Genomic DNA, 18,372 nt, shown 5'->3' on the forward strand with positions numbered 1-18,372 from the left:
GGCATGCCCCAACTCCCCGCCCCCGACTACCCGGCCGACGTACGGGCCCGGCTGGAGGCCGACGCCAGGGAGGTGATCGCCCGCTACCCCGGCTCGCGCTCCGCGCTGCTGCCCCTGCTGCACCTCGTGCAGGCCGAGGAAGGCCACGTCACCCGCACCGGCATCCGCTTCTGCGCCGAGCTGCTCGACCTGACCACGGCCGAGGTCACGGCGGTGTCGACCTTCTACTCCATGTACCGCCGCAAGCCCAGCGGCGACTACCAGGTCGGGGTCTGCACCAACACCCTGTGCGCGGTGATGGGCGGCGACGCCATCTTCGACGAGCTCAAGCAGCACCTCGGGGTCGGCAACGGCGAGACCACCGACGACGGCGCCGTCACCCTCGAACACATCGAGTGCAACGCCGCCTGCGACTTCGCCCCCGTCGTGATGGTCAACTGGGAGTTCTTCGACAACCAGACCCCCGAGACGGCCAAGCGGCTGGTCGACGACCTGCGGGCCGGGCGGCGGGTGGAACCCACCCGCGGCGCCCCCCTGTGCACCTACCAGGAGACGTCCCGGATCCTCGCCGGCTTCCCGGACGAGCGGCCGGGCGCCGTCGAGGCCACCGGCGGCGCCGGCCCCGCCTCGCTGATCGGGCTCCGCCTGGCCAAGGGCGAGACCGCACCGGGCCGCGGCACGGACCACGTCATCGCGCCCCGCACTGCCGGCGGCCCGACCGACGGGACCGGCCCCGCCGCGGCACCGGACGCGGAGGCTGCCGGCGGTTACGGCCGCCGCCCCGACACCCAGGCGCCCCCGGGCCACCCCAGCTCCCACGACGCACCGCAGGAGACCGCGGCCTCCGACCCCGGGCACCCGGCCGGACCCGCAGCAGAGGAGGGGGAGTGATGACCGTGGCAGCCGAGTACGGGGGCACCCGGCCCGAGGCCGGGGGCGACCCCGAGAAGATCCTCGCGCCCGTCCTGTCCGCCTTCTGGGACCAGCCCGAATCCTGGACACTGGAGACCTACCGCCGGCACCAGGGCTACGAGGGCCTGCGCAAGGCCCTCGCCATGCCGCCCGACGACGTGATCGCCTACATCAAGGACTCCGGGCTCCGCGGCCGCGGCGGCGCGGGCTTCCCGACCGGCATGAAGTGGCAGTTCATCCCGCAGGGCGACGGCAAACCGCACTACCTCGTCGTCAACGCCGACGAATCGGAGCCCGGGACCTGCAAGGACATCCCGCTCCTCTTCGCGAACCCGCACTCCCTCATCGAGGGGATCGTGATCGCCTGCCATGCGATCCGTTCGCACCACGCCTTCATCTATCTGCGCGGCGAGGTCGTGCCCGTACTGCGACGGCTCCACGAGGCCGTACGGGAGGCGTATGCCGCGGGCTTCCTCGGAAAGGACATCCTCGGGTCGGGACTCGACCTCGATGTGATCGTGCACGCGGGCGCCGGCGCGTACATCTGCGGTGAGGAAACCGCGCTGCTGGATTCGCTGGAAGGCCGTCGCGGACAGCCCCGGCTGCGTCCTCCTTTCCCGGCGGTGGCGGGCCTCTACGCCTGCCCCACTGTGGTGAACAACGTCGAGTCCATCGCGTCGGTTCCCGCCATCATGAACAACGGCAAAGACTGGTTCAGGTCGATGGGCAGCGAGAAGTCCCCGGGCTTCACGCTCTACTCGCTCAGTGGCCACGTCGCGGGCCCCGGCCAGTACGAAGCCCCGCTGGGCATCACGCTGCGCCAGCTGCTCGACATGAGCGGCGGCATGCGCCCGGGCCACCGGCTGAAGTTCTGGACGCCCGGCGGCTCCTCCACACCGATGTTCACCGACGAGCACCTCGACGTCCCCCTGGACTACGAGGGCGTCGGCGCCGCCGGCTCGATGCTCGGCACCAAGGCCCTCCAGTGCTTCGACGAGACCACCTGCGTCGTACGGGCCGTCACCCGCTGGACCGAGTTCTACGCCCACGAGTCCTGCGGCAAGTGCACACCCTGCCGCGAAGGCACCTACTGGCTGGTGCAGTTGCTGCGCGACATCGAGGCCGGCAAGGGCGTCATGGACGACCTCGACAAGATCGACGACATCGCCGACAACATCAACGGCAAGTCCTTCTGCGCCCTCGGCGACGGCGCCGCCTCGCCGATCTTCTCCTCGCTCAAGTACTTCCGCGAGGAGTACGAGCAGCACATCACCGGCAAGGGCTGCCCCTTCGACCCCGCCAAGTCGACCCTGTGGGCCGACAACGACGCCCACCTGGGGGTGAATGCATGACCGTCACGACAACGGGGGCCAACAGCGGCTCCGCCGCGGGCCCCACCGGGGGCGGCGAGGCGGCGATCCCGCCGGAGGACCTCGTCACCCTGACGATCGACGGCATCGAGATCTCCGTCCCCAAGGGGACGCTGGTCATCCGCGCCGCCGAACTTCTCGGCATCGAGATCCCGCGCTTCTGCGACCATCCGCTGCTGGACCCGGCCGGCGCCTGCCGTCAGTGCATCGTCGAGGTCGAGGGCCAGCGCAAGCCGATGGCCTCCTGCACCATCACCTGCACCGACGGCATGGTCGTCAAATCGCAGCTCACCTCCCCGGTGGCCGAGAAGGCCCAGCGCGGGGTCATGGAACTGCTGCTGATCAACCACCCGCTGGACTGCCCGGTCTGCGACAAGGGCGGCGAATGCCCGCTGCAGAACCAGGCGATGCAGGTCGGCGACCCGGATTCGCGCTTCGAGGGCAAGAAGCGCACCTTCGAGAAGCCGGTGCCGATCTCCACGCAGGTGCTGCTGGACCGCGAGCGGTGCGTGCTGTGCGCGCGCTGCACCCGCTTCAGCAACCAGATCGCCGGCGACCCGATGATCGAGCTGGTCGAGCGCGGCGCCCTCCAGCAGGTCGGCACCGGAGAGGGCGACCCCTTCCAGTCGTACTTCTCCGGCAACACCATCCAGATCTGCCCGGTCGGCGCCCTCACCTCCGCCGCCTACCGCTTCCGCTCCCGGCCCTTCGACCTCGTCTCCTCGCCGTCGGTGTGCGAACACTGCGCGGGCGGCTGCGCCACCCGCACCGACCACCGGCGCGGCAAGGTCCTGCGCCGGCTGGCGGCGAACGACCCCGAGGTCAACGAGGAGTGGATCTGCGACAAGGGACGGTTCGGCTTCCGCTACGCGCAGCAGCGGGACCGGCTGGAGCAGCCCCTCGTCCGCAACGCCGAGAGCGGTGAACTGGAGCCGGCGAACTGGCCCGAGGCACTCGAGGCCGCAGCCCGCGGGCTGGCCGCGGCCAAGGGGCGCACCGGCGTCCTGACCGGCGGCCGGCTGACCGTCGAGGACTCCTACGCCTACGCCAAGTTCGCCCGGATCGCGTTGGACACCAACGACATCGACTTCCGGGCGCGGGCACACAGCGCCGAGGAGGCCGACTTCCTCGCGGCCAGGATCGCCGGCCGCGGCCGCGACCTGGACGGCGGCGGCCTCACCTACACGGCGCTGGAGGCGGCACCTGCCGTCCTCCTCGCCGGCATCGAGGCCGAGGAGGAGGCGCCCGGCGTCTTCCTGCGGCTGCGCAAGGCGCACCGCAAGAGCGGCCAGCGCACCTACGGCCTGTCCCCCTACGCCTCCCGCGGTCTGATCAAGGCGGGCGGCACCCTGCTCCCGGCCGCGCCCGGCACCGAAGCCGAATGGCTGGACGCACTCGCGGGCGGCGTCGGCCTGGAGGACGAAGGCCGCGCCGCGGCCGAGGCGCTGCGCGCGGAGGGCTCGGTGATCGTCGTCGGCGAGCGGCTGGCCACGACGCCGGGCGCCCTGACCGCCGCGGTCCGCGCCGCCTCCGCCACCGGCGCGCGGCTGGTGTGGATCCCGCGCCGGGCCGGCGAGCGCGGCGCCGTCGAGGCGGGCGCGCTGCCCGGGCTGCTGCCCGGCGGTCGGCCGGCCACCGACCCCCGGGCCCGCGACGAGGTCGCCGCCACCTGGGGCGTGGCCGAGCTCCCGCACCGCCACGGACGCGACACCGGCCAGATCGTCGAAGCCGCGGCGACCGGCGAACTGGGCGCACTCCTGGTGGCCGGCGTCGAGGTCGACGACCTGCCGGACCCGGCCCGCGCACTGACCGCCCTGGACGAGGTCGGCTTCCTGGTCAGCCTGGAACTCCGCCCCTCGCAGGTCACCGAACGGGCGGACGTCGTCCTCCCGGTGGCGGCCGTGGTCGAGAAGGCCGGCACGTTCCTCAACTGGGAGGGCCGGGCCCGGCTGTTCGAGGCCGCCCTCAAACCCGACCAGATGACCCGCCGGCATCTGCTGCCGGACGCCCGGGTCCTGCACATGCTCGCCGACGCCCTCGATGTCCACCTGGGCCTGCCGGACCTGCGCTCGGTACGCCGCGAACTCGACCGCCTCGGCGGCTGGGACGGCCCGTACGCGGGCGAGCCCCAGGAGACGGGGCGCCCGCTGCCCCGTCCCGACACCGGCGAGGCCGTACTCGCCGGACACCGCCTCCTGCTGGACCGGGGCCGGCTCCAGGAGGGCGACGACGCGCTGGCCGGCACCCGGCACGCCGCGGTCGCCCGGCTGTCGGAGGCCACCGCCCAGGAGACCGGCGTCAAGGACGGCGACCTCCTGGCGGTCACCGGACCGGCCGGATCGGTTCACCTGCCGCTCCAGATCACACCGATGCCCGACCGGGTGGTGTGGCTGCCGCTCAATTCCGTGGGCGCCGGCGTCGCCGCCGACACCGGGGCGCGCCCCGGTGAGCTGGTGAAGGTCTCCGCCGTATCCGGTACGCCGGAGCCCGTAGAGGAGAGGGAGGTCTGATGCAGCGGCTCGATCAACTGGCAGCCATGGGGCCCGCGCTGGCGCAGGAAGACCTGTCGATGTTCGGCCGCGACCCGTGGTGGCTGGTCGTCATCAAGGCGGTCTTCTGCTTCGCGTTCCTCATGCTGACCGTGCTGTTCTCCATCGTCTGGGAGCGCAAGGTCGTCGCGTGGATGCAGCTGCGCATCGGCCCCAACCGGCACGGCCCCTGGGGCCTGCTCCAGTCCCTCGCCGACGGCATCAAGCTGATGCTGAAGGAGGACCTGGTCGTCAAGCGGGCCGACAAGGCGGTCTACGTCCTCGCGCCGGTCGTCGCGGCCATCCCGGCCTTCATGGCGATCGCGGTGATCCCCTTCGGGCCCGCCGACAACGAGGTCTCGATCTTCGGCGTCCGCACCCCGATGCAGCTCACCGACCTCCCGATCGGCATCCTCTACATCCTGGCCACGGCCTCGGTGGGCATCTACGGCATCGTTCTGGCGGGCTGGTCCTCCGGCTCCACCTACCCGCTGCTCGGCGGTCTCCGCTCCTGCGCCCAGATGATCTCGTACGAGATCGCGATGGGCATGTCCTTCGCGGCGGTCTTCCTCTACTCCGGGTCGATGTCGACGTCGACGATCGTGGAGTCGCAGCAGAGCAAGTGGTACGTCCTGCTGCTGCCGGTCTCCTTCATCATCTACATCATCGCCATGGTGGGGGAGACCAACCGGGCGCCGTTCGACATGCCGGAGTCCGAGGGCGACCTCGTCGGCGGCTTCAACACCGAGTACTCGTCGATCAAGTTCGCGATGTTCATGCTCGCCGAGTACATCAACATGGTCACCGTCTCGGCGGTCGCGGTCACCCTCTTCCTGGGCGGCTGGAAGGCGCCGTACCCGATCACCACGGTGTGGGAGGGCGCGAACCACGGCTGGTGGCCGATGCTCTGGTTCGTCATCAAGGTGCAGCTGCTGCTGTTCTTCTTCATCTGGGTGCGCGGCACGCTCCCGCGTGTGCGCTACGACCAGTTCATGAAGCTGGGCTGGAAGGTCCTCATCCCCGTCTCGCTGGTCTGGCTGATGCTGGTCGCCACCGTCCGGGCGCTGAAGAACGAGGGCTACGACTTCCAGCAGATCGTGCTCTACGTCGCCGGGGCCGCCATCGCCCTGCTGCTGATCTCGCTCGTCGTGGACTTCTTCCGGAACAGCGAACGGGAGGAGGAGCCGGACGGCGCCGGGGAGTTCGACCCGATGGCCGGCGGATTCCCCGTACCACCGCTGCCCGGCCAGAGCCTGCCACCCGTGCCGCGCCGGCGGCCTCGCCACGGCGGGGAGCTGATTGTCAGTGGTCGGGTGGACACTGTCGGTGACGAAAGTGAAAGTGACGGAAAGGGGGGCGACGGTGCCTGAGTTCCAGAACCCTGTGGCCGGTTTCGGCGTGACCTTCAAGGCCATGTTCAAGAAACGGCTGACCGAGCAGTACCCGGAGGAGAAGAAGCCGACGGCCCCGCGCTTTCACGGCCGCCATCAGCTCAACCGCCATCCGGACGGCCTGGAGAAGTGCATCGGCTGCGAGCTCTGCGCCTGGGCCTGTCCGGCGGACGCGATCTACGTCGAGGGCGCTGACAACACCGAGGAGGAGCGCTACTCCCCGGGCGAGCGGTACGGCCGCGTCTACCAGATCAACTACCTGCGCTGCATCCTGTGCGGGCTGTGCGTCGAGGCCTGCCCGACCCGCGCACTGACCATGACCAACGAGTACGAACTCGCCGACCGGTCCCGCGAATCGCTCATCTACACCAAGGAGGAGCTGCTCGCGGGCCTGGAGGAGACCATGGTCGATTCGCCGCATGCGATCTATCCCGGCATGACGGACAAGGACTACTACAGCGGGCTGGTGACCGAGGCCGCACCCGGTACCGAGCGGCAGATCGCGGTGACCAAGGGCGAGGAGCCCCCGACGGAGCCCGCAGGCCGGGCCGGGGACGCCACCGAAAAGGGGGTGCAGTCATGACCGGCCTCGCCGCCGCGGCCTCCACGACGTCCACCGGGGAGGCCGTGCAGTTCTGGATCCTGGGCACCGTCGCCGTCCTCGGCGCCCTGTGCACGATCTTGATGAAGCGGGCCGTGCACAGCGCCCTCTCACTCGCCGGGACCATGATCATCCTGGCGATCTTCTATCTGGCCAACGGCGCCTACTTCCTCGGCGTCGTCCAGGTCGTCGTCTACACCGGCGCGATCATGATGCTGTTCCTCTTCGTCGTCATGCTCGTCGGTGTCACCGCGGCGGACTCCCTCAAGGAGACCCTCAAAGGCCAGCGCTGGCTCGCCGCGGGCCTCGGCCTCGGCTTCGGCATCCTGCTCATCGCCGGCATCGGCAACGCCTCGCTCACGGAGTTCAACGGCCTGGGCGAGGCCAACGCCGGCGGCAATGTGCAGGGCCTGGCCGCACTCATCTTCACCAAGTACGTCTTCGCCTTCGAAATCACCGGCGCGCTGCTCATCACGGCGGCCGTCGGCGCGATGGTGCTCACCCATCGCGAGCGCACGGAGCGTGCCAGGACCCAGCGCGAGCAGTCCATCGCGCGGATCAAGGAAGGCAAGCAGGTGCCCCCGCTGCCCGCTCCCGGGGTCTACGCCCGGCACAACGCCGTGGACATCCCGGGCCTGCTGCCCGACGGCACCCCCTCCGAGCTGACCGTCAACCCGACGCTGCGGGCGCGCGGCCAGATCCGCGACGTCTCCCGCAAGTCGCTCGCCGAGCTCAAGGCGCTGGAGCAGCGCTCGGAGGAATGGCTGGAGCGGGGTTCCGAACCGCCGGCCGAGCCACCGTCCTCGTCGTCCGGCCCGGTGGCCCCGAAGGAGGAGGCCAAGAAATGAGCCCGGTCTACTACCTCTATCTGGCCGCCCTGTTGTTCACCATCGGCGGAGCCGGGGTGCTGATCAGGCGGAACGCCATCGTGGTGTTCATGTGCATCGAGCTGATGCTCAACGCCTGCAATCTCGCCTTCGTGACCTTCTCGCGGATGCACGGGAATCTGGACGGCCAGATCATCGCCTTCTTCACGATGGTCGTCGCCGCGGCCGAGGTCGTGGTCGGCCTGGCGATCATCGTGTCGATCTTCCGCACCCGTCATACGGCATCGGTCGACGACGCCAGCCTGATGAAGCTGTAAGGGGTCGCACAAAGTGGAGAACTTGATCGCGCTGCTTGTCGCGGTACCGCTGGTCGGTGCGGCCCTGCTGCTGTGCGGTGGGAAACGACTCGACCGCACCGGCCACTTGATCGGCTCGCTGTTCGCGGTGGGCTCGTTCGCCGTCGCCGTGGCGCTCTTCGTCGACATGCTCGGCAAGGGGGCCGAGCACCGTGCCCTCCATCAGCATCTGTTCAGCTGGATCCCGGTCGGCGGCTTCCGGGCCGATATCGCCTTCCAGCTCGACCAGTTGTCGATGACGTTCGTCCTGCTGATCACGGGTGTCGGATCGCTGATCCACATCTACTCGATCGGCTACATGGCGCACGACGAACGACGGCGCCGCTTCTTCGGCTACCTCAACCTGTTCCTGGCGGCGATGCTGCTGCTGGTCCTCGCCGACAACTACCTCCTGCTGTACGTCGGCTGGGAGGGCGTCGGCCTCGCCTCGTACCTCCTGATCGGATTCTGGCAGCACAAGCCCAGCGCGGCCACGGCCGCCAAGAAGGCGTTCCTGGTCAACCGGGTCGGCGACATCGGCCTGTCCATCGCGATCATGCTGATGTTCACGACCTTCGGGACGTTCGCCTTCGGCCCGGTGCTCGCCGCGACCGGGGACACCGGCGAGGGCAAGCTGACGGCCATCGGGCTGATGCTGCTGCTGGCCGCATGCGGCAAGTCGGCCCAGGTGCCGCTGCAGTCCTGGCTCGGCGACGCGATGGAGGGCCCGACCCCGGTCTCGGCCCTGATCCACGCCGCCACGATGGTCACCGCCGGCGTGTATCTGATCACCCGCTCCGGGGCGATCTTCAACGCCGCACCCACCGCCCAGACGGCCGTCGTCGCGGTCGGCGCGGTCACGCTCCTCTTCGGTGCGATCGTCGGTTGCGCCAAGGACGACATCAAGAAGGCGCTGGCCGGCTCGACGATGTCGCAGATCGGCTACATGATCATGGCCGCCGGTCTCGGCCCCATCGGCTACGCCTTCGCGATCATGCATCTGGTCACCCACGGCTTCTTCAAGGCGGGCCTCTTCCTCGGTGCCGGTTCCGTGATGCACGGCATGAACGACGAAGTGGACATGCGCCGTTACGGCGGCCTGCGGAAGTACATGCCGGTCACGTTCGTCACCTTCGGCCTCGGCTATCTGGCGATCATCGGCTTCCCCGGGCTGTCCGGCTTCTTCTCCAAGGACAAGATCATCGAAGCGGCGTTCGCCAAGGGCGGCACCGAGGGCTGGATCCTCGGCGGCGCGGCCCTGCTGGGCGCAGCGATCACCGCGTTCTACATGACCCGGGTGATGCTGATGACCTTCTTCGGCGAGAAGCGCTGGGATCCGGAGAAGACCCACCCGCACGAGTCCCCCAAGTCCATGACGATCCCGATGATCGTGTTGGCCTTCGGATCGGTCTTCGCGGGCGGCCTGTTCAGCATCAACGAGTCGTTCGTGAAGTGGCTGGAGCCGGTCACGTCCTTCGCCCACGGCCACTCGCCGCTCAGCGCCACCACCGTCACCGGCGCGACCATGGTCGTCCTGGTCATCGGCGTCGGCATCGCCTGGGCGATGTACGGCCGCAGGCCCGTACCGGCCACCGCACCGCGCGGCTCGGTGCTCACCCGCGCCGCCCGCCGCGATCTGCTCCAGGACGACTTCAACCACGTCGTCCTGGTACGTGGCGGCGAACACCTGACCCGCACACTCGTCTATCTCGACCATTCCGTGGTGGACGGCGCGGTCAATGGCACGGCGGCCACGATGGGCGGACTCTCCGGCCGGCTGCGCCAGTTGCAGAGCGGCTTCGTCCGCTCGTACGCGGTCCAGATGCTGGGCGGGGCCGCCGTTCTCGTCGCCGCGACCCTGCTGATGAGGGGTGTCTGACCCATGTCCTTTCCCCTGCTGACGGCGACCGCCGCGGTCCCGGCGATCGGCGCGATCGCCACCGCCGCGGTGCCCGCCGCCAAGCGCACCGCGGCCAAATGGCTGGCGCTGGTGTTCTCGCTGGCCACCTTCGTGCTGGCCCTGCTCATCGCGTTCCGCTTCGCGCCGGGCGCCAAGAGCCCCTTCCAGCTCACCGAATCGCACTCCTGGATCCGGGACTTCGGGGTCCGCTACGAACTCGGCGTGGACGGCATCGCGGTCGCTCTGATCGCGCTGACCGCCCTGCTGATCCCGTTCGTCATCCTGGCGGGCTGGCACGACGCGGACCCCCTGGAAGAGGACAGGCCCAACCGCCGCTGGCGGCCCACCCAGGGCTTCTTCGCCCTGATCCTGGCCGTCGAGGCCATGGTGGTCATCTCCTTCGAGGCCACCGACGTCTTCCTCTTCTACATCTTCTTCGAAGCCATGCTCATCCCGATGTACTTCCTCATCGGCGGCTTCGGGGATCTCGCCGGAGCACACGGCGAAGAGCAGGCCGCCACCCAGCGGTCCTACGCCGCGGTGAAGTTCCTGCTCTACAACCTCGTCGGCGGCCTGATCATGCTGGCCGCGGTGATCGGGCTGTACGCGGTCACCGCCGACCAGCTCGGCAACGGCACCTTCTCGCTTCAGCAGATCGTCGAGGCGCGGGCGTCCGGCAAGCTCACCTTCGGCACCGGCACCGAACGGCTGCTCTTCCTCGGCTTCTTCTTCGCCTTCGCGGTGAAGGCGCCGCTGTGGCCGCTGCACACCTGGCTGCCCAACGCCATGGGCGAGGCGACCTCCCCGGTGGCGGTGCTGATCACGGCCGTCGTCGACAAGGTCGGCACCTTCGCGATGCTCCGCTTCTGCCTCCAGCTCTTCCCGGAGGCCAGCAGCTGGGCGACTCCGGTCATCCTGGTCCTGGCACTGATCAGCATCGTCTACGGCGCGCTGGTGGCCGTCGGGCAGCGCGACATCAAGCGCCTGATCGCCTACGCCTCCATCTCCCACTTCGGCTTCATCATCCTGGGCATCTTCGCCATGACGTCCCAGGGCCAGGGCGGCGCGACGCTCTACATGGTCAACCACGGCATCTCCACCGCCGCGCTGATGCTGGTGGCCGGCTTCCTGATCAGCCGGCGCGGCTCGCGTCTGATCGCTGACTACGGTGGCGTGCAGAAGGTCGCCCCGCTCCTCGCCGGCACCTTCCTGATCGGCGGGCTGGCGACGCTCTCGCTGCCCGGGCTCGCCCCGTTCGTCAGCGAATTCCTGGTCCTGGTCGGCACGTTCAGCCGCTACCCGGTCATCGGCATCATCGCCACCGTCGGCATCGTCCTCGCCGCGCTCTACGTCCTCGTCCTCTACCAACGGACGATGACCGGCCCGGTGAAGGCCGAGGTGCGCAGCATGCCCGACCTGCGGGCCCGGGAACTGGTGGTGGTCGCGCCGCTCATCGCGCTGCTGCTCTTCCTCGGGGTGTACCCCAAGCCGCTCACCGACATCGTCAATCCTGCGGTGGACCACACCCTGTCCGTCGTGGACAAGAAGGACCCCAAGCCCGCCGTGCAGGTGGACGCCGTGCCCGGTGGAGGCCGGCACGGTCATGCCGTGCGTGATCAAGACGTGGAGGCCGCGAAGTGAGTTCCGTGGCAAGTGTCCACAGCCTGTGGACAGTGGCGGCCGAAGTGCCGGGCCGGATCCCGGCGCCGCACATCGAGTACGCCCAGCTGTCGCCGACACTGATCGTCCTGGGTGCCGCGGTGATCGGTGTCCTGATCGAGGCACTGCTGCCCCGCGGCAGCCGCTACTACGCCCAGCTGATGCTGTCCGTGGTGTCGCTGGCCGCCGCGTTCGCCGCGGTGGTCGGCCTGGCCGCGGGCGGCTTCGGCTCGTCCAAGGCGCATATCGCCGCGATGGGCGCCATCGCCGTGGACGGCCCCGCCCTGTTCCTCCAGGGCACGATCCTGCTGGTCTCCCTCGTCGCCGTCTTCACCTTCGCCGAGCGTCGGCTCGACCCCGCCGCGCACGGCAAGCGGGTGGACTCGTTCGCGGCCCAGGCCGCGGCCGTTCCCGGCGGCGCCGCCGAACAGGCAGCGGTCAAGGCCGGGTTCACCACCACCGAGGTCTTCCCGATCGTTCTCTTCGCGATCGGCGGCATGCTGGTCTTCCCGGCGGCCAACGACCTGCTGACCCTCTTCATCGCCCTGGAAGTCTTCTCCCTCCCGCTGTACATCCTGTGCGCGCTGGCCCGCCGCCAGCGCCTGCTCTCCCAGGAAGCCGCGGTCAAGTACTTCCTCCTCGGCGCCTTCTCCTCCGCTTTTCTCCTGTTCGGCATCGCCCTCCTGTATGGCTACGCGGGCACAGTCACCTACTCCGGTATCGCCGAGGTCATCTCGGACGGCGCCAAGCAGATCGACCCGGCGCTGGCGGGCACGATGGGCAATGACGCGCTGCTGCTGATCGGCGCGGCCCTGGTCCTGATGGGGCTGCTGTTCAAGGTCGGCGCGGTCCCCTTCCACATGTGGACGCCGGACGTCTACCAAGGCGCCCCGACCCCGGTCACCGGCTTCATGGCGGCCGCCACCAAGGTCGCTGCCTTCGGCGCGCTGCTGCGCCTGCTGTACGTCGTCCTGCCGGGCATGCGGTGGGACTGGCGGCCGGTGATGTGGGGCGTGGCGATCATCACGATGCTGGGAGGCGCGATCGTCGCCATCACCCAGACCGACATCAAGCGGCTGCTGGCCTACTCCTCCATCGCGCACGCCGGTTTCATCCTCGCCGGTGTCATCGCCACCAGCGAGGACGGCATCTCTTCGGTGCTGTTCTACCTGGGGGCCTACTCGTTCGTGACACTCGGCGCGTTCGCGGTCGTCACCCTGGTGCGGGACGCGAGTGGCGAGGCCACCCACCTGTCCAAGTGGGCCGGGCTGGGCCGCCGTTCGCCACTCGTGGCCGCGGTCTTCGCCGTCTTCCTGCTGGCCTTCGCCGGCATCCCGCTGACCTCGGGGTTCGCCGGGAAGTTCGCCGTCTTCAAGGCGGCGGCCCAGAGCGGCGCGGGCTGGCTGGTCGTGGTCGGTGTCATCTCGTCGGCCATCGCGGCGTTCTTCTACATCCGCGTCATCGTGCTGATGTTCTTCAGCGAGCCGAAGGCGGACGGCCCGACCGTCGCCGTCCCCAGCCCGCTGACGACCACGGCCATCGCCATCGGCGTCGCCGTGACACTGGTGCTGGGCCTGGCGCCGCAGTACTTCCTCGACCTGGCCGGCCAGGCGGGGGTCTTCATCCGCTGACGACGCCACTCCACCGCCGTACGCGTCATACGGCCGCCGCCCGGAACCCTTTGGGTTCCGGGCGGCGGCCGTATGACGTGCGGACTCTCAGCTGCTGGGCATGCTCGGCAGCTTCGGCATGTCCGGGATCTTCACGCTGCCGTCGGTGGACTTGGTGTACTTCTCGGTCGGCCCGTTCTTCCAGCTGACCGTCAGTGTCTTACCGTCCGAGCCGGGCTTGAGGGTGCCCATGGTGCGGGTGTCGTCGCCCTTGGTGCACGTCAGCGCGGCCGCCGTCATGCCGCCCATCTCCTGCACCTTGCCCATACAGGCGGTCTTGTGCCCGTCGGCGAGCGCCACGGTGCCCTTGGTGATCATGAGGATCAGCGAGCTGTCGGCCGACCCGGCCTTCCAGGCCCCCTCGAACGCCTTGCCGCCCGTGGTCTTGCCGTCCCCGGCACCGTCGCCGCCCGGAGTCGACGGCCCGCTCTCCGGCGCCTTGCTCGGCGTGCTGTCGCTGCCCTTGTCGCCGCTGCTTCCGCAACCGCTGAGCAGCATCGCGGCGATCGCGGCCGCCCCGGCGATCTGCGTTGCCTTGCGCACGTACGTCTCCTCCGTTGTGGGACAGGGAGAGGCGAGGCTAGCAGCCGAGGGATGGGGCGGGGTGGTGCAGGCGAGTGGGGCGGCGGCGCTGGGCGGGGGCCCGGCCCCGGCCTCCCCCCCCCCGCCCCCTCCCACGCCCCTGGGCCGTCGGACCGCCCGCCCGTCTCCGTGCCGAGTCGCCGCCCCGGCTACGTACTGCCTCCCGCGTTCGACGCCGAGCTCTTGTCCAGCTGGACGGCGTGGTAGGCCGCGTGGGCGGTCCACATCTGCTTGACGAGCCGTTTGTGCTCGCGGCGTTGGGCGCGGAAGGCCCCGCCGGGCAGGAGCTTGGAATCCAGGTCGGTGGCGGAGGCGAAGGCGGCCAGGACGCGCTCGCGGTGGCCCGGGAGGCCGGCGTCGACCGCGGAGCGGAAGCGGGCGCGGGCCGGGTTGGTCAGGTCGACCTCGCCGGCGGGATACCGGTCGTACGGGAAGAGGCCGAGGGCACGCCGGGGCTCGCGGCGTATCGCGCCGCGTTCCACCAGGCGCCGCAGGCACAGTTCGTGCACCGGTCGCGCGGCGGTGCGTACCCAGCGCTGTGCCTTGACGTTCGCCCTGCGGCTCTTGCCCGGGTCGGGCAGCGCGGCGAGCGCGCCGTCCAGCACCGGGTCGTTCATCGGCAGCGGATTGGCCACCGAGACCCGGTCGCCGCGCTCGACCGCGATCCGGCCCGCCGCCTCCAGGTCGGCCAGCGCCGCGCCCGCCAGGCCGTAGCGCAGGTACTTGGGGTTGTTCAGGGGGCGGCCGCGGGCCGGGTCCATGGCGAGCAACAGCAGTTCCTCGGCGAGGGTGAGACCTGGCGAACCGGGGCCGTCTGCGGCCGTCATGTGGCCTCCCGGCCTGCTGGGGCGGGCGTCGCCGAACCCGCGCCGACGGCGGCCGGGGCCGTGCCCAGCTCGAGCGCGGGCAGGACGCGTCCGGTGACCTCGCCCAGGCCGATCCGCGCGCCATCGGGGCCAGGGGCCCAGGCGCCGAGGGTGATCTCGTCGCCGTCCTGGAGGTAGGGGCCCTTGCCGTGGGTGAGCTCGAGCAGGCAGCCGAGCTGATCGGGTTCGGGACCGGAGACGGTGCCGGACGCGAACAGGTCCCCGGTGCGCAACGAGGCGCCGTTCACCGTCATATGGGCCAGCTGCTGGGCGGCCGTCCAGTACATCGTGGAGAACGGCGGGCGGGAGAGGACCCGGCCGTTGAGGGACACCTCGATGCGGATGTCGAGGCCGCCCGGTTCCGCGCCGGTGTCGTCGAGATAGGGCAGGAGCGGGACATCCCGGGCGGGTGGTGCCGTACGGGCCTCGTCGAAGGCGTCGAGCGGGGTGATCCAGGCGGAGACGGAGGTGGCGAAGGACTTGCCGAGGAAGGGGCCCAGCGGTTGGTACTCCCAGGCCTGGATGTCACGTGCGGACCAGTCGTTGACGAGGCAGACGCCGAAGACGTGGTCACGGAAGGAGTCGAGGCCCACCGGCTCGTGGAGGGCGGAGGGCGCGCCGACGACGAAGCCGACCTCGGCCTCGATGTCCAGGCGGGCGGACGGGCCGAAGGTCGGAGCGGAGTCCGCCGGGGCCTTGCGCTGGCCGTTGGGGCGCACCACGGGGGTGCCGGTGGCCACAACGGTGCCGGCCCGGCCGTGGTAACCGATCGGCAGATGCTTCCAGTTGGGGGGCAGCGCCGCGCCGTCGGGGCGGAAGATCCGGCCGGCGTTCGTGGCGTGGTGCTCGCTGGAGTAGAAGTCGACGTAGTCGGCGACCTCGAAGGGGAGGTGGAGGGACACCTCGTCGAGGGGGAGGAGGAGAGGTGTCACCGCGGGGCGGTGCGCGGAGGCAGTGAGGGCGGTGCGCACGGCCGCGCGGACCTCGTGCCAGACCGTACGTCCCGCGGCGAGCAGTGGGTTGAGGGTCGGCGCGGTGAGCAGCGCGGTGTGCGACGGGCGCAGGACGTCGGGCAGGGCGCCCGGCAGCGCGCTCAGGTCGAGGACGTGGTTGCCGTAGCGGACGCCGAGTCTGCGCCGCTCGGGCGCCTCGGTCGTGCTGAAGAGGCCGTAGGGGAGGGTGTGCGGGCCGAAGGGATCGCCTTCCGCCAGGTCGAACGGGCTCTGCTCGGGCATGGACAGCTCCTCGTTTCGTCGTCGCCGGTGGGCGGCCGCCGGCCTGATGTCGGGTGGCCGGGCCGGTCGGTCGGCGGGCCGCCCGGCTCATGGCCGATCGGTCCGAAGATCAGAGTACGGCGGGGTGCAATGCCGTGGGGGAACCTGTGGACAACCTCCGGACCGGGCGTCGCGGTCGCCTTCGGACCGGTCACCGCAGTGGCCGCCGGCCCGGTCGTCGGAGCGGTTGCAGGACCGGTTGCAGGACCGGTTGCGGGAGCGGTCGACGCAGCGTTCTCGGAGCCGTCGCCGGGCCGGTCGCCGGACCGCTCGCCCGACCGCTCGCAACGCGGCTCCCGGACGGCACCTGCACCGGGCCCGTCCAGCCCCCGGCCCCCGGCTCCGCCCCCCGGCCGGTGCCGACGCGGGGGTACGGGGAATCCGTACCTCCGCGCCGGGCCTGCCTCAGCCCGCGGTCCGCGGCAGCCTGCGGTGCCACGTCCGGCGGAAGACCTCCTGGTCGCCGTCGTGGCAGACGACCTCGTTGAGGGTGCGGAAGTCGCCCTCGTCCGCGGTGATTTCGGAGGTGGTGTCGATCCGTACGTCCCACCCGATGGCCGGCCGGTGCAGCCGCACCGACCAGGCGGAACGGGTGTGCGCGCTGGTCGGGTCGGTGCTGCGGATGCGGTAGGTCTCCAGGGCGTCCTCGGTGAACTCCAGGCCGTCGGGGTAGACGCGGGTGCCGCCGTAGCGCGGGTCGACCTCCAGGGTCCAGGTCGCGGCGGCGACATCGCGCACCACCCGCCGCTCCGGCCGCGGGTCGGTGGCCTGCGGGAAGTCCACGCCCAGCGGTTCGGCCTGCTCGGGCGGCTCGAAGGAGATCGGCGGGCCGTCGGACCCTTCGGCGCGGACGGGGAGTTCGAGGATCGAGGCCGAGGGGTCCACGGTCCACCCGGAGGTCTCCGGGTGCGGCCAGATCCACGGCCAGTACGCGGAGGACAGCGCCAGGCGGATGCGGTGGCCGGGCGGGAAGGCGTGCCCGATGCCGTTCAGTTCGAAGGTGACGTCTTCGGTGGCGCCCGGTTCCCATTCGACGGCGCGGTCCCGGCCGTGCCGTGCGAGGAGGTTGAGCACGCCCCTGGTGACCAGCGTCGAGGAGCCGTCGGGGGCGACGTCGCAGACACGGGCGATCACCTGACCGCGTCGGGCCTGCGAGGTCAGCCGCAGCCGCACCCGGGGCCGGCCGAGGATCTCGGTGCGCTCGGTGAGTTCGGGCAGGTCGAAGCAGACCGAGCGGCCGTCCTCCTCGCGCTGGTCGGGCGGCAGGTCGGCGGCGTTGCCGAACGGGAAGAAGCGGCCCGCGTCGACACCGGTGTGCTGCGGCGAGCACACCAGTCGGGGCCGCTCGCCCGGTAGCGGGTGCGCGGTCGGCGTCACCCGGGTCGAGGGCCAGGCGGCGTCGCCGACCCACCGGCCGGGCAGCTCCTGATAGACGGTCGCCGGCGGGTGCGACTCGCTGATCCAGGCGCGCAGCAGCGGCTCGTCCATGACGTCACGCCGCCCTTCCGGAGGCGTCGCCTCCGGCTTGAGCCAGCGGTCCCACCAGCGCAGTGTCTCCTGGAGGAAGCCGATGGCCGGGCCCGGCGGCAGCCCGCGGTCGGGGTACTGGTGCGACCAGGGGCCGATGATGCCGCGTACGGGCGCCGTGCTGTGCCGGGGGAGCTGCTCCACCAGACGCAGCACCGTGTCCCGGTAGGGGTCGTGCCAGCCGCCGACGGCGAGCACCGCCGCCTTGATCGCGGAGTAGTCCTCGCAGGCGCTGCCGTGTTCCCAGTAGGCGTCGCGGGACTGATGGGCGAGCCAGGTGTGGATCAGCGGGTCGAGGGCGTCCAGGCGCTCCAGCCACTGGGACCGCCAGACGTCGCCGACCTGCGCCGGGTCCGGCGGCCGGGAGGCGAAGGCGAGCATCGTGGCGGCCCAGGCGTGCATGTCGACGGCCAGCACCGAACCGCCCATGTAGTGCACGTCGTTGTCGTAGCGGTCGTCGGCGGAGCAGACCGTGACGACGGCCTTGAGGGCCTCGGGGGCGCGGGCGGCCAGCTGGAGGCTGTTGAAGCCGCCCCAGGAGATGCCGAACATGCCGACGTTGCCGGTGCACCAGGGCTGCGCGGCGAGCCACTCGATGACGGCCAGCCCGTCGGCGAGCTCCGTCTCGGAGTACTCGTCGGTCGGCAGCCCCTCGGAGTTTCCGTGGCCGCGTACGTCGACCCGTACGGAGGCGTAGCCGTGCCCGGCGTACCAGGGGTGGCGTTGGGCGTCGCGGGGCGCCGTCCAGTCGCTCAGGCGGTACGGCAGGTATTCGAGCAGCGCCGGCACCGGGGCGGTGCCGTAGGGGCGCCAGATCCGCGCGTACAGCTTCGTGCCGTCGGGCAGCGGGATCCGTACGTCCTCGCGGAAGGTCTGGTGGGGAAAGTCGGTGCGGATGTGCATGAGGGTGTCCCGGGGCGACAGGAAGGG

General features: G+C 70.7%; 14 protein-coding genes. 10 read left to right on the plus strand and 4 right to left on the minus strand.

Annotated features, from left to right (window positions below; translation table 11 throughout):
• Nucleotides 1-3 precede the first annotated feature (3 nt).
• Genes nuoE through nuoN form a run of 10 tightly spaced genes read left to right on the plus strand, consistent with a single transcriptional unit; the run spans nucleotide 4 to nucleotide 13,154 of the window.
• Nucleotides 4-891: an NADH-quinone oxidoreductase subunit NuoE gene (gene nuoE / locus ACGFML_RS20905; RefSeq protein ID WP_393546384.1), complete on the plus strand. Its 888-nt coding sequence runs from the start codon at nucleotides 4-6 to the stop codon at nucleotides 889-891.
• Nucleotides 891-2,264 carry an NADH-quinone oxidoreductase subunit NuoF gene (gene nuoF / locus ACGFML_RS20910; RefSeq protein WP_393545750.1) on the plus strand — a complete coding sequence of 458 codons (1,374 nt, stop codon included), beginning with the start codon at nucleotides 891-893 and terminating at the stop codon, nucleotides 2,262-2,264. The genes nuoE and nuoF overlap by 1 nt, the downstream gene beginning before the upstream one ends.
• Entirely contained in the window at nucleotides 2,261-4,792 is a 2,532-nt protein-coding gene (locus ACGFML_RS20915; protein ID WP_393545752.1) for an NADH-quinone oxidoreductase subunit G, read from the plus strand. The genes nuoF and ACGFML_RS20915 overlap by 4 nt, the downstream gene beginning before the upstream one ends.
• A complete protein-coding gene (nuoH, locus tag ACGFML_RS20920) occupies nucleotides 4,792-6,180 on the plus strand; it encodes an NADH-quinone oxidoreductase subunit NuoH (RefSeq protein WP_393545754.1) in 1,389 nt (462 codons plus the stop codon). The genes ACGFML_RS20915 and nuoH overlap by 1 nt, the downstream gene beginning before the upstream one ends.
• Complete coding sequence (gene nuoI, locus ACGFML_RS20925; RefSeq protein ID WP_393545756.1) at nucleotides 6,173-6,784, plus strand: NADH-quinone oxidoreductase subunit NuoI; 612 nt, start codon at nucleotides 6,173-6,175, stop codon at nucleotides 6,782-6,784. The genes nuoH and nuoI overlap by 8 nt, the downstream gene beginning before the upstream one ends.
• Nucleotides 6,781-7,650: an NADH-quinone oxidoreductase subunit J gene (locus ACGFML_RS20930; protein WP_393545758.1), complete on the plus strand. Its 870-nt coding sequence runs from the start codon at nucleotides 6,781-6,783 to the stop codon at nucleotides 7,648-7,650. The genes nuoI and ACGFML_RS20930 overlap by 4 nt, the downstream gene beginning before the upstream one ends.
• Entirely contained in the window at nucleotides 7,647-7,946 is a 300-nt protein-coding gene (gene nuoK, locus ACGFML_RS20935; RefSeq protein ID WP_393545760.1) for an NADH-quinone oxidoreductase subunit NuoK, read from the plus strand. The genes ACGFML_RS20930 and nuoK overlap by 4 nt, the downstream gene beginning before the upstream one ends.
• A gap of 13 nt (nucleotides 7,947-7,959) precedes the next feature.
• Nucleotides 7,960-9,843, plus strand: coding sequence for an NADH-quinone oxidoreductase subunit L (nuoL, locus tag ACGFML_RS20940; protein ID WP_393545762.1), 1,884 nt, complete (start codon nucleotides 7,960-7,962; stop codon nucleotides 9,841-9,843).
• 3 nt (nucleotides 9,844-9,846) lie between these two features.
• Nucleotides 9,847-11,505, plus strand: coding sequence for an NADH-quinone oxidoreductase subunit M (locus ACGFML_RS20945; RefSeq protein WP_393545764.1), 1,659 nt, complete (start codon nucleotides 9,847-9,849; stop codon nucleotides 11,503-11,505).
• Nucleotides 11,502-13,154, plus strand: a complete 1,653-nt coding sequence (gene nuoN / locus ACGFML_RS20950; protein WP_393545766.1) for an NADH-quinone oxidoreductase subunit NuoN — start codon at nucleotides 11,502-11,504, stop codon at nucleotides 13,152-13,154. Before ACGFML_RS20945 ends, nuoN begins: the two co-directional genes overlap by 4 nt.
• Before the next feature lie 87 nt (nucleotides 13,155-13,241).
• Here nuoN and ACGFML_RS20955 read toward each other — a convergent pair whose 3' ends face one another.
• From ACGFML_RS20955 to ACGFML_RS20970, 4 genes are all read right to left on the minus strand, one after another.
• Nucleotides 13,242-13,736: a hypothetical protein gene (locus tag ACGFML_RS20955; protein ID WP_393545768.1), complete on the minus strand. Its 495-nt coding sequence runs from the start codon at nucleotides 13,734-13,736 to the stop codon at nucleotides 13,242-13,244.
• Nucleotides 13,737-13,924: 188 nt separating this feature from the next.
• On the minus strand, nucleotides 13,925-14,602 hold the full coding sequence (locus ACGFML_RS20960; protein WP_393545769.1) for a GPP34 family phosphoprotein: 678 nt from the start codon (nucleotides 14,600-14,602) through the stop codon (nucleotides 13,925-13,927).
• Nucleotides 14,599-15,876, minus strand: coding sequence for a fumarylacetoacetase (gene fahA / locus ACGFML_RS20965; protein WP_393545770.1), 1,278 nt, complete (start codon nucleotides 15,874-15,876; stop codon nucleotides 14,599-14,601). The genes ACGFML_RS20960 and fahA overlap by 4 nt, the downstream gene beginning before the upstream one ends.
• A 444-nt stretch (nucleotides 15,877-16,320) precedes the next feature.
• Nucleotides 16,321-18,345, minus strand: a complete 2,025-nt coding sequence (locus tag ACGFML_RS20970) for a CocE/NonD family hydrolase (RefSeq protein WP_393545771.1) — start codon at nucleotides 18,343-18,345, stop codon at nucleotides 16,321-16,323.
• Nucleotides 18,346-18,372: the final 27 nt, after the last annotated feature.

It is taken from the genome of Streptomyces sp. NPDC048650, assembly GCF_043199095.1.
In the GTDB taxonomy this organism is placed as follows: Bacteria; Actinomycetota; Actinomycetes; order Streptomycetales; family Streptomycetaceae; genus Streptomyces.

Coding starts and splice junctions, on each gene's coding strand:
- nuoE (WP_393546384.1), top strand. CDS start 4: ATGCCCCAACTCCCCGCCCCCGACTACCCGGCCGACGTACGGGCCCGG.
- nuoF (WP_393545750.1), top strand. CDS start 891: ATGACCGTGGCAGCCGAGTACGGGGGCACCCGGCCCGAGGCCGGGGGC.
- ACGFML_RS20915 (WP_393545752.1), top strand. CDS start 2,261: ATGACCGTCACGACAACGGGGGCCAACAGCGGCTCCGCCGCGGGCCCC.
- nuoH (WP_393545754.1), top strand. CDS start 4,792: ATGCAGCGGCTCGATCAACTGGCAGCCATGGGGCCCGCGCTGGCGCAG.
- ACGFML_RS20930 (WP_393545758.1), top strand. CDS start 6,781: ATGACCGGCCTCGCCGCCGCGGCCTCCACGACGTCCACCGGGGAGGCC.
- nuoK (WP_393545760.1), top strand. CDS start 7,647: ATGAGCCCGGTCTACTACCTCTATCTGGCCGCCCTGTTGTTCACCATC.
- ACGFML_RS20945 (WP_393545764.1), top strand. CDS start 9,847: ATGTCCTTTCCCCTGCTGACGGCGACCGCCGCGGTCCCGGCGATCGGC.
- ACGFML_RS20960 (WP_393545769.1), bottom strand. CDS start 14,602: ATGACGGCCGCAGACGGCCCCGGTTCGCCAGGTCTCACCCTCGCCGAG.
- fahA (WP_393545770.1), bottom strand. CDS start 15,876: ATGCCCGAGCAGAGCCCGTTCGACCTGGCGGAAGGCGATCCCTTCGGC.
- ACGFML_RS20970 (WP_393545771.1), bottom strand. CDS start 18,345: ATGCACATCCGCACCGACTTTCCCCACCAGACCTTCCGCGAGGACGTA.